The following is a 15486-nucleotide window of genomic DNA, read 5'->3' on the forward strand; positions in this document are numbered from 1 at the left end:
AATTAATCCGGCCGCAGGACATAGCCGATGCCGCGCACCGTCTGCAGATAGCGCGGGAAGCGCGGATCATCCTCGATCTTGCGGCGCAGCCGTGTCATCTGCACATCGATGAGGCGCGAGGCGCCGACTTCGATCACATTGTTGTCTGGACCGTCCGTGGCGTCGTCGCTGTCGGCAATGGCGTTGGTGCGCGACAGGAGTTCGTCGCGGCTGACCGGCTGACCGGCGCGACGCGCCAGCAGATGGAGAAGATCGCTCTCCGCCTCGGTCAGATGCACGATGTCACCATCCTTGTAGAGCCGCCGCCGCTCGATCTCGAAGGCAAAGACGCCAAAGCGGACGGTCCCGGCGGCAGGTGCCACGACCGGCGTGCGCGGCTGGGCGCGTTTGAGGATCGCATTGATGCGCAGCACCAGTTCCTTGGGTTCGAACGGCTTGCCGAGATAGTCATCAGCGCCGGTCTCAAGTCCGGCAATACGGTCCTGCACCTCGCCCATGGCGGTGAGCAGCAGGATCGGCACGGTGCTGTCGGTACGGAGCGACCGGGTGAGGTCGAGCCCGCTTTCCCCCGGCATCATGATGTCGAGCACGAGGAGGTCGAAGGCGATGCTTTTGAGCTTCGCCCGCGCCTCCGCCGCATTGGTCGCAACGGTCACCCGGAAACCCTGCTCGCCCAGATAGCGCGCGATGAGATCGCGCAGGCGCTTGTCATCATCGACGACCAGGATGTGAACGGCCGAGACATTGGCAGCGGGCGCAGACATGATCTAGCGTGACCCGGAATTGCCCGGACCAGAATTACCTGAACCAGCATTGCCAGAACTGGATCCGGACCCCGGCAAAGGCCCTGACGACCCGCCGGACGGGCCTTGCCCCAGCGTCTGGGCACGGAAGCGATCGCGGTCTTCCTCGTTGATGAGGCCGAGCAGGACCTTCTTGAACCCCTCGACCGCCTCGGCGCCGGCCGCCTTATAGGCGCGGGCAACCAGGGCACGCTGGTCCTCGGTCAGGCGCCGTTCCAGCTCCGCCCCCTTGTCGGTGAGGCTGAGGAGCCGCTGCCGGCGGTCCGTGGTACCCGGCCGCTGGACGATGAAACCCTCCCGCACCAATTGGGAAAGCACGCGGGAGAGGCTCTGCTTGGTGATCTTGAGGATGTCGAGCAGGTCGGAAACCGTCATGCCCGGATTGCGCCCGACGAAATAGATCACCCGGTGATGCGCACGGCCGAAATCGTAGGCCGCCAGGGTCTGATCGGCCCGCGCTGTAAAGTCGCGGTACCCGAAAAACAACAGCTCGATTCCCTGCCGGAGCTCATCGTCCCGCAGAAACAGGGGGTTAGGTACTGATTTCAGGTCCGCCATGATTTTATGTCAGTCTTGTTGACTTATCTGATTGAATATTTTAAAACGACGTCATTCCGGGTTCCTTTATAACCCGATGAGAAGCCGAATGGAGGAATTCATGAGCCTGGTGCCTTTCGACGATCGTGATGGCGAAATCTGGATGGACGGCAAGTTCATTCCCTGGCGGGAAGCGAAGCTGCATGTCCTGACCCACGCCCTCCATTATGCCTCAGCCGTGTTCGAAGGCGAACGATCCTATAACGGCAAGGTGTTCAAATCCCGGGCCCATACCGAGCGCCTGCATAAATCGGCCGAGATCGTCGGTTATACCATCCCCTTTTCGGTGGATGCGATCGAAGCTGCCAAGACCGAGCTGGTGAAGCGCACCGGATTCCAGAATTGCTATATCCGCGCCATCGCCTGGCGCGGTAGCGAGATGATGGGCGTCTCGGCCCAGAAGAACAGCATCCATCTCGCCATCGCAGCCTGGGAATGGCCGTCCTATTTCTCGCCGGAACTGCTGGCCAACGGCATCCGCCTGAAATGGGCCAAATACAAGCGCCCGGCCCCGGACACGGCGCCCGTCGCCGCCAAGGCGTCCGGCCTCTACCAGATCTGCACCATTTCGAAGCATGAGGCAGAACGCGAAGGCTATCAGGATGCCATGATGCTGGACTATCGCGGCCTGCTGGCCGAGGCCACCGGCGCCAACGTGTTCCTGGTCCAGAATGGCGAGCTGCACACGCCCAAGCCCGATTGCTTCTTGAATGGCCTCACCCGCCAGACCGTGATCGAGCTGGCCCAGCGCCGCCAGATCAAGGTCGTCGAGCGCGCGATCCAGCCGGAGGAACTGGCCAAGACCGACGAAGTCTTCCTGGTCGGCTCCGCCGCCGAAGTGACACCAGTGGGCGAGATCAGCGAATACAAGTTCAAGGTCGGCCCGATCACCCGCCAGATGCGCGAAGACTATCTGAAGGAAGTGGGCGCGTAGGCGTTCAGTTCATCGCATGCGGAAAAAACGCGGGAGCAAAACTCCCGCGTTTTTTTTTATGCAGCAAAAAGCCCCCTCTCCCTAACCCTCCCCCACGTAGGGGGGAGGGGACTCTATCGAGGATATGTCGACGATCGCGTTCAAGCTGGCCGGAATTCCCTCCCCCCAACGTGGGGGAGGGTTAGGGAGAGAGGGCTCTATTCTCACCACCGGCCATGCCGTCTGTTCCACGCAAACAGCTGGTCAGCAAACCGGTCATAGAGCCAGCGCGACGCCGGCCGCAAAGGCCGCCACATCATCAGGCGGCCGAGCCATTTCTGGCCCGGCGTTTCCTGCATCAGCCGGGCGATCGCGTCGGCACCGACATGGACGATCCCGGTTTCGTCGCGCACATGCAGGCTGTGGCGTACCTTGTCGAGATCGGCGCCGATCTCGCATACCAATTCATTGTCGGCCGCGATGTCTTTCCAAGCCGTATCTGCGGGAAGATCCGCCATGCGCTGGCGCTGGCTGTCGATGCCGGCAGCACAAACCGGGCAGGCGCTGTTGTAGAAGATTTCGAGCTTGGCCAAGATCACCTCTCGCCCCAATCACCTGGCGTCGATCCTAGCATGGCGGCAAAAAAATGGGGTGCTACAGCATGTAGCACCCCGCTTCAGTTGGAGGGAACGATAGAGGTGTTCAGGTCGAGGTCATTCAGAAAAGGGGGCGGCCGACGTCGGTGGGGGATGGGATACCAACGTCGGCCAGGCCGGGCGCCGCTGCAGGAGGCAAAATCCTGCGGGGACAGGGGCGGTGACAGCACCCGGCCTTTAACTCTTGGATTCTCTAACTCTTAGGCCTGCTTCAGATTGACGGCGATGAAGTGATCGCGGCCGTCACGGCTGACCTGCATCAACAGGATCGGCTGGTCGCTTTTCTTGGCAGCCTCGGCCAGGCGCGTGATCTGCGCCGGTTCGGTGACGGCACTGTCGCCGATCCGCTCGATCACATCGCCGGGCTTCAGCCCCTGATCGCTCAAGGGCGAGTCGTCCGAGAGATCGACAATGACGACACCTTTGGTCTTGTCATCGAGGTTGAAGGCAGAGCGCGCTTCCGGTGTGAGCGCCGCCAACCGGGCACCCAGCACGCTGCTTTCAACGCCGTTGCCATTGTCGTCACCACCGCTCTGGTCATTGTCGTTGCTGGCGACGGCTTCGGCCTTCAGCTTGCCGATCTCGACGCTAATCTCTTTCTCATGACCGGCGCGCAGCACGTCGAGGGTCGCTTTCGACCCGGGATCGGCGCTGGCGACCAGGCGCGGCAGGTCCCGCATCTCCATCACCTTGGTGCCGTTGAAGCTCAAGACCACGTCGCCGGGCTTCAGATCGGCCTTCGCAGCCGGGCTGGTCGGATCAATGTTGGCGACGAGGGCGCCCTTGGGTTCGTCGAGGCCAAGGCCCTTGGCAAGGTCCGGCGTCACCTGCTGGATTTCGACACCCAGCCAACCGCGTTCGATTGAGCCTTTCTCGCGCAGTTCGGCGACCACCGTCTTGGCAAGATTGCTGGGGATCGCAAAGCCAATGCCGACGGAACCGCCGGACGGCGACACGATCGCTGTGTTGATGCCGACCACATTGCCGCTCATGTCGAAGGTCGGGCCACCGGAATTGCCCTGGTTGATCGCGGCGTCAATCTGCAGGAAATCATCGAACGGGCCTTCATGGATGTCGCGGCTGCGGGCCGAGACGATGCCTGTGGTGACCGAACCGCCGAGGCCGAAGGGATTGCCAACGGCCATGACCCAATCGCCGACCCGTGCCTTGTCGGAATCGCCCCAGGCAACCGCGGTGAGCGGCTTCTTCGGCGCAACCTTGAGCAAGGCAAGATCGGTCTTGGGATCGGTACCGATGAGCTTGGCCGGATATTCGGTGCCGTCAGCAAGCGTCACGGTGATGTCCGTCGATTCCTCGATCACGTGATTGTTGGTCACGACATAGCCGGCCGGATCGATCACAAAACCGGAACCCAGCGACATGGCTTTGTGCATCTGCTTGTGGCCACCCTGGCGTTCCTCGAACTGTTTGAAGAATTGCTCGAACGGCGAACCTTCGGGAAAGGCTGGCATGTCCTGCCCGTCGCTCTCAGCCACCTTGCGCGAGGAGGAAATGTTGACGACAGCCGGGGTGACTTTGGCAGCCAGATCCGCAAAGCTCGCCGGCCGTGCCTGGTCCGACGTCAACTGGTCCGCTTTCGCCTCGGCAACATGGGCAAGGCTCAGGACGGGGGGAATGAAGGCCAGCGCACCCAGCAGCAAGGCGGCACGGCCGACCGTGGCGAACAATCGGCTGCGACCGGTTCCAGATTGAGTTGCGGTGAGGCCCTTCGGGGCATTCTCAGGAACGGTATTGGACATTTCTTTCTCCAAAATGCGGCCGGCCCAGAAGGTTCGTCAGGACAGGCATTGGGCGGCGCGTTGCATTGGATATTGTTCCACCCCTGTCACAGCGCCATGTCCGGCCGCAGGCTATTTGGCAACGAATTGCAACAGGAGCCCCGGCTGTTACAATCCGTTACCAAATAGCTGGGCGATCCTGCTAAGAAGCGGAAAAGAATGGCCTTGCGCCCAACCCGGACGATTGCAATGTCATGGACGATCGCGATCCCAGTACGATTCATCCCAGTGCGATTCATCTATGACCGGTGCGCAGGACCCATCAGCGAGCAACCGTGACCGAATGACCGAGAAAACGCCCCATATCCTGATTGTCGACGATGATCGCGAGATTCGCGACCTGCTGTCCCGCTTCCTCGAAAAGCATGGCTTTCGTTGCAGCCAGGCGGCCGAGGGGCGCGAGATGCGCCGGCAGCTCGGCGATGCCAAGATCGACCTCATCGTCCTTGACCTGATGATGCCCGGCGAGACCGGCTTGCAGCTCTGTGCCCAGCTACGCGCCGAAAAGCAGGCCGGCATCGCCCGCATCCCGATCATCATGCTGACCGCCGCCGGCGAAGAGACCGACCGCATCATCGGCCTGGAAATGGGCGCCGACGATTATCTGCCCAAGCCCTTCAGCCCGCGGGAATTGCTGGCCCGCATCCGTGCCGTCCTGCGGCGGGGCGGCGACCTGCCGGTCGGCGGCGATGGTGGCCAGGCGCTGGTGTTCGACACCTGGCGTATCGACCTCTCGGGCCGGCGGGTGACCGGGCCTACGGGTGATGTCGAGCTGTCGACCGGCGAGTTCGACCTCCTCGTGGCACTCGCCGAACGGCCGCAGCGCGTGCTCTCGCGCGACCAGCTGCTCGACCTCACCAAGGGACGGACGGCACAGCCCTTCGACCGCAGCATCGACGTGCAGATCGGTCGCCTGCGGCGCAAGATCGAGCTTGACCCGGCGCAGCCCAAATTCATCACCACCGTGCGGGGTGGCGGCTATATGTTCGCCACCAAAGTGTCGCGGGAAACCGGCAATGTTTAATAAGATCTGGGCATGACCCGCCGCTTCATTCCCGACAGTATTCTGGCCTGGCTGCTGCTGATCCTGGTGACGGGGATCCTGGCCAGCCAGACCGTCACCATGCTGCTCCACAATCTCAGCCGCAACGAAGTACTCCTCCATCTCGAGGATCAGCGGGCGGCAGAGCGCATCGCTGCCCTGGCGGTCTTCCTCGATCACACCTCGCCGGTCCTGCGCCGGGGTGTCGCCGATGCCATGAGCGGCCCCTCGCTCAATGCCCGGGTCTCCGATCAGCCACTGGTCACCAACATCGCCTCGCCACGCGAACTGACGCCGTTGGGCGGCGCCATTGCCGACCGCCTGAAAGGCATCACCTGGAAGGAGATCCGCATTGGTGCCGGCCAGCCCAGCGAGAAGGAACGGGCAGCCGACCTCATGCCGGTACGGGTCGCCATCAGCCTGATCGACGGTACCTGGCTCAACTTCGAATTCCCGATGGTGGCCAGCCTGCCCTGGGCGTCGCCGGAACTGCTCGGCCTCACGGCGGGCTCCGTGGTGGCTGTGCTGGGCCTGTGCCTTTATGCGCTCCTGCGCCTGATGCGGCCGCTCGAACGCCTGACGCTGGCGGCAGAAGCCCTTGGCCGCTCCGGGGCCGCGCAGCAATTGCCGGAAACAGGTGTCGGTGAGGTCAGGCGCGCCGCCAATGCCTTCAACAAGATGCAGGCCCGGATCGGCAGGCTGATCGAAGACCGGCTGCAGATGATCGCCGCCATTTCCCACGATCTGAAGACGCCCATCACAAGGCTGCGCCTGCGCGCCGAACTGATGGAAGATGACGAAACGCGGGTCAAGATGCTGAAGGATCTGGCCGAGATGGAGGCGATGATCGGCTCCACCCTCGCCTTCGCGCGCGAGGAAGGCAATCCGGAGCCGCGTGAGATGCTCGACCTCCGCGCCCTGGTCAAGGAGGCCGGCGAACATCAATCATTGATGCGCCTCAGCGTCGCCGGCACCGGCCCCTGGGAAATCCGCGCGCAGCCGCTGGCCTTGAAACGTGCCATTGCCAATCTGATCGACAACGCCGTCAAATATGGCGACGAAGCCATTGTCACCGTTGCGCGCCAGAAAGATCCGCAGGGCAATGACCGCTTCGAAATCCGCATCGACGATCGCGGTCCCGGCATCCCGGAGACCGAGATGGAGCGCGTCTATCGTCCCTTCTATCGCATCGAAGCGTCACGCAATCGCGATTCCGGTGGTACGGGCCTTGGCCTTGCCATCGCACGCAGCGCCATTCTTGCCCATGGTGGCGAGATTGAATTGAACAACCGTATAAATAACGAAGGCAAAGTTGCCGGCCTCACTGCACGTGTCACCTTGCCCGAGTAAGATTGGGCCTGAGTAATGTTGGGCAGTGGCGGCAAATTGGCATGTGTTAATACCGGACACACCCGATTTACGTTTTATTCACCATTCACCGCACTTGTTGAGAGCGGCCGCTTGCTTTAGTCAGTTCTGCAACTAGAGAATGGCAAGGCGCGTCGGGTTCGTTGCAAGATCGAACCTGCCACGACGAGGCTATCAAAAAAATAAGAACGGCCCCACCAGCTTCCCGGCCAGTTTCAAATATCCGTATGCCGGGCTCCGTTGGAATGGGTGCAATTGGGACGGCAGGGACATGGCATCGAACAGCGAGCTCATCGAGCTGATGGCGGAGCGCAGGCAGGAAGAAGCGCTCAAGGACGCCGAGCAGCTGATCTTACGCGCAATTGTCGATGGCCAGCCCCTTGGGGACATTCTCGATCTGGCCTGCCACACCATGGAGCAGGTGCTGGATGGCGCATTGTGTTCGGTCCTGTTGCTGTCATCCGATGGCAAGCATTTGGCCCACGGGGCGGCATCGTCCCTGCCCAAGGATTATTCCGAAGCAATCGACGGTGCTGCAATCGGGCCCGCCGTGGGGTCCTGCGGCACGGCGGCCTTCACCGGCGAAGCGGTGATTGTCGAGGATATCGAGACCGACCCGCTCTGGACCGACTATAAGGACCTCGCCGGCGCGCACGGCTTGCGCGCCTGCTGGTCGATCCCCTTGAAATCGAAGGGCGGCGCCATTCTCGGCACCTTCGCCACCTATCGCCGGACCGTCTATCGTCCGACGCAGCGCGAGCTGGACATCGCCTGGCGCCTCGCCGCTTCTGCGGCCATCGCCATCCAGCGCAAGCTGCTCGATGAGGCTCTCATCGCCGAGAAGGAGAAGGCAGAAGCAGCGAGCCGCGCCAAGTCGGAATTCCTGGCCAATATGAGCCATGAGCTGCGCACGCCGCTCAACGCCATCTTAGGTTTTTCCGAGGCCATCGACCGGCTGCAGCTGGATATGGACAAGACCCGCGAATATGCCCGCGACATCAATCGCAGCGGCAAGCAGCTCCTTGATCTCATCAACGATATCCTGGACGTGGCGCGCATTGAATCAGGCACCTCGCGCCTCAACCGCCAGCGCTGCAATGTGCCGGCCCTGGTCGCTGAGCAGGTCGAGATCGTGCGCCACGCCTTTCCGGAGGCGGCGGATATCAACATCGCCCTCAAGCTCGAGTGCCCCGACATCCTGGTCGACATGCGGGCTTTTCGGCAGGTCATCCTCAACATCGTCGGCAATGCTGCAAAGTTCACGCCGCCGGAGGGCCGGATCACCATCACCATGGATTGCACGGCGCCGGGTCTGCGCCTGCAGGTCATCGACACCGGTCCCGGCATCGCTCCCGACATCCTGCGGGACCTCGGCCAACCCTTCCGGTCCGGCGAAACGGCCTATAGCCGGAAATATGGCGGCACCGGCCTTGGCCTCTATATCAGCCGCGAGCTGATCAAGGGGCACAATGGCAGCTTGGAGATCGCAAGCGAACTCGGCCGGGGCACCACGATCACCATCAGCCTGCCTGAAGAAGCCGTGCTGCGCGTTGGCCAGCACGGCCCAGGTTGATCTGGCCGGGTTGATCTGGCCTATTCAGCAGCCTGGCCGTTATCCCAGACGATCTTGGCCTTCGGCCGCGCCGCTTCCACCCGCTCCCAATCGAACATGTAGTCGCGAGTGACCGGCACGGCGTCAATGCCGCGGCTGAGCTGCATCTGGAATACCATGTTGTGGTCGTAGCGGAAGGAGAGCTCGCTGCCGACCAGATAGAACTCCCACATGCGGCAGAAACGCTCGTCATAAAGCTTTGCGATTGCGTCGCGATTGCGGGCAAAATTGACGCGCCAATGCCTGATCGTCTCTGCGTAATGGAGCCGCAGGATCTCGATATCGGTGACCCACAGCCCGGTCTTTTCGACCACCGGCAACACTTCGGACAAGGCCGGGGAATAGCCGCCTGGGAAGATGTACTTCCGCAACCAGGGATTGGTGTGGCCAGGCCCATCCCGCCGGCCGATGGCATGCAGCAAGGCGACACCGCCCGGCACCAGCAATTCCTCGACCTTCTGGAAGAATTCAGGGAAGTGCTTGAGGCCCACATGCTCGAACATGCCCACGGAGACAATGCGATCGAAGCGGCCGGGCTCCAGGCGATAATCCTGCAGCTTGAACTCGACCTCGGCCTCCAGCCCCGCGGCCTTCACCCGCGAGACGGCGATCTCGTGCTGCTCCTTCGAGAGGGTGACGCCAGTGACCTTCACGCCGGCGGTCTTGGCGAGATAGATGCCAAGGCCACCCCAGCCGCAGCCGATATCGAGCAGGCGCTGCCCGGGCTTCAACAAAAGCTTCGAGGCGATGTGGCGCATCTTGGCCTGCTGCGCTTCGGCCAGGCTGGCCTTGGCGTGCGGGAAATAGGCGCAGGAATATTGCATGCTCTCGTCAAGAAAGAGCTCAAACAGTTTGCGGCTGAGATCATAATGATGCGCCACATGCTGTTGCGCGGTGCCAACCGGATTATGCTGGTGCAGCCAGCGCAGCGTGTGATTCAGCACATCGACCAGCTTCTGCGTCTTCGCCCCGAGCAAGGCGTTGGTGTTCTTCATGGCGATGTCGATGAAGTCGTAGAGCGTGCCGTCTTCGACGGTGAGCGTGCCATCCATAAAGGCTTCGCCGACCTTCAGCCATGGATTGACGCCGAGCTGCCATTTCAGCGCCGGGTCATGCATGCGTAACGTCACGGAAGGCTCGCCACTGCCAAAATCCTGGCGGCGGCCTTGATGATCAATGAGCGCGATATGGCCGGACTTGATTCCGGCGCGCAAGAGTCTGGCAAACATCGCCCACCCCCTGTTCCTGTCGGCTTCCCATCCCGGTTCCGACACCGTCATCTTGGTTAAGGATAGGTAAGAAATCTTTGCCTCGTCAATTGCCGACGAAGCTTTCAGCCCTGCTTTATCGGCAAGGCTGATATCGAATGGTTGCGCCGCAACAAAGGGATCACGACTATATTGGAACTACTGTAAATTGCTCAAAGCATTGTAGCAGCATGCCATTCGGCACGGACGACCGGATCGGCCTCGCGTATCACAGCATCGCTGTGCCGCGCCTTTGCTGACGCGGGAGCAAGACGGCAGAGGGCCCACACAGCGGCACCACGTACGACCGGTGCCACGTCCAGTAATAAACCCTCGACGACCTCCAAAAGTTCCCCCCGCCCGCTATTGCCGATGGCGATGAGGACGTTGCGGATGAAGCGGTCGCGGCCGATGCGTTTCACCGGGGAGCCGGAAAAAAGGGCGCGGAAGCCGGTATCGTCCAGCCTGGCAAGGTCAGCCAGACGCGGTGCGGTGAGGTCAGCGCGCGCGATGAGCGGCGCGTGGTCGGTTGCCTGCGCGAACTTGTTCCACGGGCAGACGCTGAGGCAATCGTCGCAGCCATAGATGCGGTTCCCCATGAGCGGCCTGAGCTCGTGCGGAATGGGACCGGCATGTTCGATGGTGAGATAGGAAATGCAGCGCCGCGCATCCAACTGGTAGGGCGCCGGGAAGGCCTTGGTCGGGCAGATGTCGAGGCAGCGCTGGCACTGGCCGCAATGATCTTCTTCCGGCGCATCCGGTGGCAGGTCGAAGGCCACAAAGATCTCGCCCAGGAACAGCCAGGACCCCAGCTCACGCGAGACCAGGTTGGTATGCTTCCCCTGCCAGCCAATCCCGCCCTGCGCCGCCAATGGCTTTTCCATCACGGGGGCCGTGTCGACGAATACCTTGATTTCGACCTGGTAGGTCTCGGCGATCCAGCGGCCAAGTTCCTTCAGCCGCTTCTTCACCACATCATGATAGTCGCGGTGCCGCGCATAGACCGAGATGCCGCCGCGGTCCGGCTGTGCCAGAACAGCCAGCGGATCGAGATCGGGCCCGTAATTCTGGCCAAGGACGATGACGCTTTCAGCACCCGGCCATAATGTCTTGGGATCACCGCGACGGTCGGCCTTCTCGACCATCCAGCCCATATCGCCGTGGCGACCTTGTGCCAGGAAGGTCTGCAGATGCTCCCGCGCCTCCGGAGCAAGGTTCGCCGGGGCAAAGCCGACGGCATCGAAGCCGACCGCCAGCGCCCGGGCGCGGATGGTGGCTTTGATCTCGGCCAAATCGTGGACAGCTGTCATAAGCCCGCTTGCACTCTTTCAGCCATGCCGGTCTCCAGCCTTCTAGTCCTTGTCATGGCCCACTTTCGCGGGCCATGACAAGGAGAAAGAGAGATGTCATCCCCGCGTAAGCGGGGATCCATTCATCCGGCGAACGCGATCAACAACATTCATTTGATCAGCGAATCATAAAGATCGCTCCAATGCGGATTATTCCGCTCGATCAGCTCGATCTTCCAGTCCCGTTGCCATTTCTTGAGCCGCTTCTCTCGCTGGATCGCGGCATTGATATCATCATGTCCCTCAAAGTAGACGAGGCTTTTGACTCCATATCGCCTGGTAAACCCAGGCAGCGCGTCGCTGCGATGCTCCCAGGCGCGACGGACAAGGTCACTCGTGACGCCGACGTAAAGCGTACCGTAAGGCGCGCTGGCCATGATATAGACCCAAGCATAGGACATCTAAGCGCCCCACCGAGTGCTCGGATCCATGGATGGCCCGCTTTCGCGGGCCATGACAAGGAGAAAGAGAGATGTCATCCTCGCACAAGCGGGGATCCATTCATCCGGCGAACCATTTTCGCGGGGCATGACAAGAAAGAAAAAAACGGACTCAGCCGCGGCCGCGGTAGGAGGCGACAGCCTGGTCGGGCAGGAACAGATCTTTCGGCCGCTTGCCCTGTTCGAAGAACACGTCGATGGGAATGCCGCCACGCGGATACCAATAGCCGCCGATGCGCAGCCATATGGGCTTGGCGACCGCGATGAAACGCTTGGCGATATCGATCGTGGTGCCTTCGTGGAAACCGCCATGGTTGCGGAACGAGGTCAGATAGAGTTTCAGCGATTTCGATTCCACCAGCCATTTGTCCGGCACATAGTCGATGACCAGATGGGCAAAATCCGGCTGGCCCGTCACGGGGCAGAGGCAGGTGAATTCCGGTGCCGTATAGCGCGCGACGTAGATTGTGCCGGGATGCGGGTTGGGCACGCGCTCCAGCACCGCAGCTTCCGGGGACGGGGCGGTCTCGACCTTGGCGCCAAGCTGGGTGAGGTCGCGATAGACTGTTTTCTTGGCCATGATGGATGCTCCTTCAAGCTGCCGGGATGTCGCCCAGTTCCTGCTGCCGGCCAAACTCACGGATGAAAGCCTGCAGGCCGCCTTGCTCAATGGCGTTACGCATGCCCTGCATCAGTTCCTGATAATAATGGAGATTGTGCCAGGTGAGCAGCATCGCCCCCAGGATTTCCTTGGTCTTCATCAGATGATGGATATAGCCGCGTACGTACGAACTGCAGGCCGGGCATGTGCACAAGGGGTCGATCGGCCGGTCGTCGGTCGCATGGCGCGCATTGCGCATGTTGAGGTCGCCATAGCGCGTATGCGCAAGACCTGTGCGGCCCGAACGCGTCGGCATCACGCAATCGAACATGTCGATGCCGCGGGCGACAGCCCCCACCAGATCGCTGGGGCGCCCGACGCCCATGAGATAACGTGGCTTGTCGGCGGGCAGGAATTCCGGCGTGTAGTCGAGCACAGAGAACATCTGCTGCTGGCCTTCGCCGATGGCAAGGCCACCAATCGCATAGCCGTCGAAGCCGATATCGACGAGTGCCTTGGCCGATTCCTCCCGCAGATGCGGATAGATGCCACCCTGCACGATGCCGAACAGCAGATAGCCGTCCCGGTCGCGGAACGCGGCACGGCAGCGTTCCGCCCAGCGCATCGAGCGGCGCATGGAGTTGGCAGCCTCGTCCGGTGTCGCCGGGAACGAGGTGCATTCATCCAGCACCATGGTGATGTTGGAATCGAGGAGGTCCTGGATCTCGATCGAGCGTTCTGGCGTCAGCATGTGCTTCGACCCGTCGATATGCGAACGGAACTCGCAGCCCTGCTCGTTGATCTTGCGCAGATCCGACAGGCTCATCGCCTGGAAACCGCCGCTGTCGGTGAGGATCGGGCCCGGCCAGTTCATGAATTTATGGAGACCGCCGAAGCTCGCGACGCGCTCGGCACCCGGCCGCAGCATCAGATGATAGGTATTGCCGAGCACGATCTCGGCCCCCGTCGCCTTCACCGATTCCGGCAGCATCGCCTTCACGGTACCGGCGGTGCCCACGGGCATGAAGGCCGGCGTGTTGACGATGCCATGCGCCGTGTGGATGCGCCCGCGCCGCGCCTTGCCGTCGGTGGTGATGAGATCAAACTTGCCGCTCATGCCGCGCGCTCCAACAGGCTCGCATCGCCATAGGAGAAGAAGCGATAGTCTTTGGCGATGGCATGGTCATAGGCGCTGCGCATGCGGCTCGCACCGGCGAAGGCCGAGACCAGCATGAACAGGGTCGATTTCGGCAGGTGGAAATTGGTCATGAGCAGATCGACAATCTGAAAATTGAATCCGGGCGTGATGAAGATATCGGTGGCTGCCGCAAAGGGCAAAAGCTGGCCCTGTAGTGCCGCACTTTCGAGGAGCCGCAGCGAGGTCGTGCCTACGGCAACGATGCGCCGGCCTTCCGCCTTGGCACGGTTGATGGCATCGGCGGTCGCTGCACCAATCTCGCCATATTCGGCATGCATCTTGTGTTGGCTGACATCGTCGACTTTCACCGGCAGGAAGGTGCCTGCACCCACATGGAGCGTCACGCGCTGCTGCTCGATCCCCTTGGCGCCGAGGGCCGCCAGCAGATCGGCCGTGAAATGGAGGCCCGCCGTGGGTGCGGCCACAGCCCCGTCACGCTCGGCAAAGATCGTCTGGTAGTCCTGGTCGTCCCGGCGTTCGACAGCGCGGCTCTTGCGGATATAAGGCGGGAGCGGCATCCAGCCATGGTGGCTGAGCTTTTCGGTAAAGGCCGCAGGGTCCGGGCCGAAATCGAGCAATACCTGTCCGTCCTCGGCCTTCCTCACCACCACAGCCCCGAAATCGGCGGCAAAATCGACCCGGTCGCCGATTTTGAGCTTCTTCCCCGGCCGGGCGAAGGCCCACCAGCGGACGGTTTCTGACCCGTTTTCGGCGGTCAGCAGCGTCACCTCGATCCTGGCATCCTTGCGTCGTCCCTCGAGCTGGGCCGGGATCACCTTGGTGTCGTTCGAGACCAGGACATCGCCCGGGCGCAGGATTTGGGGAAGATCGCGCACGATCCTGTCGTCAAGGCCGCCGCCCCGGACATGAAGCAACCGTGCGGCATCGCGCGGCTCCACAGGGTGGAGGGCGATCCGGTCCGGGGGGAGGTCGAAGTCGAAATCCGAGAGGCGCATGGCGCCGGTTTTAGCCAGCGATGGCCCCGCCCGCCACCTAAATCACCGCGTCATAACCGCTATACAGTTGAGTGAAATCGCCGCTTGGCGGGGGGCCGGGTGGGGGCTATAACCCCGGAAATTCCCCCTTTTATGCTAGAGTTTGATCATGACCGGATCCGCCCATAACCAGCCGCTCGGCCGCCATTCCACCCTGTTCGTGGTGGTGGTAGCCCTCTTCGTCACCGATTTGCTGATTTCCAACGTCATCGCGGTGAAGGCGATCAACATCTTCGGCTATTCGCTGCAGGCGGCGGATCTCATCTTCCCGATCACCTATATCCTGGGCGACGTGCTCACTGAGGTCTATGGCTACGCGAAGGCACGGCGCGCGATCTGGATCGGCTTTGGCTGCAACCTCTTCGCGGTGGGCGCCATCACGCTGGGCCAGGCTTTGCCGGCCGATCCCAGCTGGGCGGACCAGCCGGCCTATGAAGCGATCCTCGGGTCCCAGTCGCGCATCCTTGCCGCCTCCTTTGCCGCCTATCTCGTGGGCGAGTTCGTCAATTCCTACATCCTCGCCAAGATGAAGATCTGGACCAAGGGCAAATATCTCTGGGCCCGCACCATTGGTTCCACCGTGTTCGGCCAGGCCTGCGACACGGCGATCTTCCTCACCATCGCCTTCTATGGCGATTGGCCGAACGAGCTGCTGTTCGCGATCATCATCAATCAGTGGCTGTTCAAGGTCGGCTACGAAACGCTGGCGACACCCTTCACCTATCTCATCGTGAACAAGCTGAAGCGCGCCGAAGGCATCGACGTCTACGACACCAACACCCATTTCAGCCCGTTCGCTGTCAGGGAGTAGAGGTCGGTCGTCGTCGGTTTGTACGGCGTACTTTCTGCCGACGACCATCCATGCT

General features: G+C 61.8%; 15 protein-coding genes. 5 read left to right on the plus strand and 10 right to left on the minus strand.

The genetic code is table 11. The features are described from left to right. Positions 1-2 precede the first annotated feature (2 nt). Together AC1DWZ_RS17770 and AC1DWZ_RS17775 are read right to left on the minus strand one after the other, a co-directional pair. Positions 3-764: a response regulator gene (locus tag AC1DWZ_RS17770; protein ID WP_477170265.1), complete on the minus strand. Its 762-nt coding sequence runs from the start codon at positions 762-764 to the stop codon at positions 3-5. A 3-nt stretch (positions 765-767) separates the two neighbouring features. Then, positions 768-1361 (minus strand): MarR family winged helix-turn-helix transcriptional regulator, encoded by a 594-nt coding sequence (locus AC1DWZ_RS17775; RefSeq protein WP_477170266.1) that lies wholly within the window; start codon positions 1359-1361, stop codon positions 768-770. A gap of 100 nt (positions 1362-1461) precedes the next feature. Here AC1DWZ_RS17775 and AC1DWZ_RS17780 point away from each other — a divergent pair, with 100 nt between their 5' ends. Then, positions 1462-2334 (plus strand): branched-chain amino acid aminotransferase, encoded by an 873-nt coding sequence (locus AC1DWZ_RS17780; RefSeq protein ID WP_477170267.1) that lies wholly within the window; start codon positions 1462-1464, stop codon positions 2332-2334. Positions 2335-2537: 203 nt separating this feature from the next. Here the strand turns inward: AC1DWZ_RS17780 and AC1DWZ_RS17785 are convergent, their stop codons facing one another. Both AC1DWZ_RS17785 and AC1DWZ_RS17790 read right to left on the minus strand, forming a co-directional pair. Beyond that, a complete protein-coding gene (locus AC1DWZ_RS17785) occupies positions 2538-2906 on the minus strand; it encodes a thiol-disulfide oxidoreductase DCC family protein (protein WP_477170268.1) in 369 nt (122 codons plus the stop codon). A 263-nt stretch (positions 2907-3169) separates the two neighbouring features. After that, entirely contained in the window at positions 3170-4729 is a 1560-nt protein-coding gene (locus tag AC1DWZ_RS17790; protein ID WP_477170269.1) for a DegQ family serine endoprotease, read from the minus strand. 322 nt (positions 4730-5051) lie between these two features. Between AC1DWZ_RS17790 and AC1DWZ_RS17795 the strand changes: the two genes are divergently transcribed. The 3 genes from AC1DWZ_RS17795 to AC1DWZ_RS17805 all read left to right on the plus strand — a co-directional run bounded on the left by AC1DWZ_RS17795 (position 5052) and on the right by AC1DWZ_RS17805 (position 8751). After that, positions 5052-5792, plus strand: a complete 741-nt coding sequence (locus AC1DWZ_RS17795) for a response regulator (protein WP_477170270.1) — start codon at positions 5052-5054, stop codon at positions 5790-5792. 12 nt (positions 5793-5804) lie between these two features. Continuing rightward, the gene (locus AC1DWZ_RS17800; protein WP_477170271.1) at positions 5805-7160 is read left to right on the plus strand and encodes an ATP-binding protein; all 1356 of its coding nucleotides are present in this window, start codon (positions 5805-5807) and stop codon (positions 7158-7160) included. 289 nt (positions 7161-7449) lie between these two features. Continuing rightward, entirely contained in the window at positions 7450-8751 is a 1302-nt protein-coding gene (locus AC1DWZ_RS17805; RefSeq protein ID WP_477170272.1) for a GAF domain-containing sensor histidine kinase, read from the plus strand. Between the two features lie 20 nt (positions 8752-8771). Here AC1DWZ_RS17805 and AC1DWZ_RS17810 read toward each other — a convergent pair whose 3' ends face one another. From AC1DWZ_RS17810 to queA, 6 genes are all read right to left on the minus strand, one after another. After that, positions 8772-10019, minus strand: coding sequence for a class I SAM-dependent methyltransferase (locus AC1DWZ_RS17810; RefSeq protein WP_477170273.1), 1248 nt, complete (start codon positions 10017-10019; stop codon positions 8772-8774). Between the two features lie 191 nt (positions 10020-10210). Continuing rightward, positions 10211-11347, minus strand: a complete 1137-nt coding sequence (gene queG, locus AC1DWZ_RS17815) for a tRNA epoxyqueuosine(34) reductase QueG (protein ID WP_477170274.1) — start codon at positions 11345-11347, stop codon at positions 10211-10213. Between the two features lie 149 nt (positions 11348-11496). Then, positions 11497-11787 carry a GIY-YIG nuclease family protein gene (locus AC1DWZ_RS17820; protein WP_477170275.1) on the minus strand — a complete coding sequence of 97 codons (291 nt, stop codon included), beginning with the start codon at positions 11785-11787 and terminating at the stop codon, positions 11497-11499. A 151-nt stretch (positions 11788-11938) separates the two neighbouring features. After that, positions 11939-12406 carry a preQ(1) synthase gene (queF, locus tag AC1DWZ_RS17825; protein WP_477170276.1) on the minus strand — a complete coding sequence of 156 codons (468 nt, stop codon included), beginning with the start codon at positions 12404-12406 and terminating at the stop codon, positions 11939-11941. Between the two features lie 13 nt (positions 12407-12419). Next, a complete protein-coding gene (gene tgt / locus AC1DWZ_RS17830) occupies positions 12420-13544 on the minus strand; it encodes a tRNA guanosine(34) transglycosylase Tgt (protein WP_477170277.1) in 1125 nt (374 codons plus the stop codon). Then, positions 13541-14581 (minus strand): tRNA preQ1(34) S-adenosylmethionine ribosyltransferase-isomerase QueA, encoded by a 1041-nt coding sequence (gene queA, locus AC1DWZ_RS17835; protein ID WP_477170278.1) that lies wholly within the window; start codon positions 14579-14581, stop codon positions 13541-13543. Before queA ends, tgt begins: the two co-directional genes overlap by 4 nt. 148 nt (positions 14582-14729) lie before the next feature. Here queA and AC1DWZ_RS17840 point away from each other — a divergent pair, with 148 nt between their 5' ends. Continuing rightward, positions 14730-15431: a queuosine precursor transporter gene (locus tag AC1DWZ_RS17840; protein ID WP_477170279.1), complete on the plus strand. Its 702-nt coding sequence runs from the start codon at positions 14730-14732 to the stop codon at positions 15429-15431. The last annotated feature ends 55 nt before the right edge of the window (positions 15432-15486 follow it).

Source organism: Dongia sp. P2_B8 (assembly GCF_056404715.1).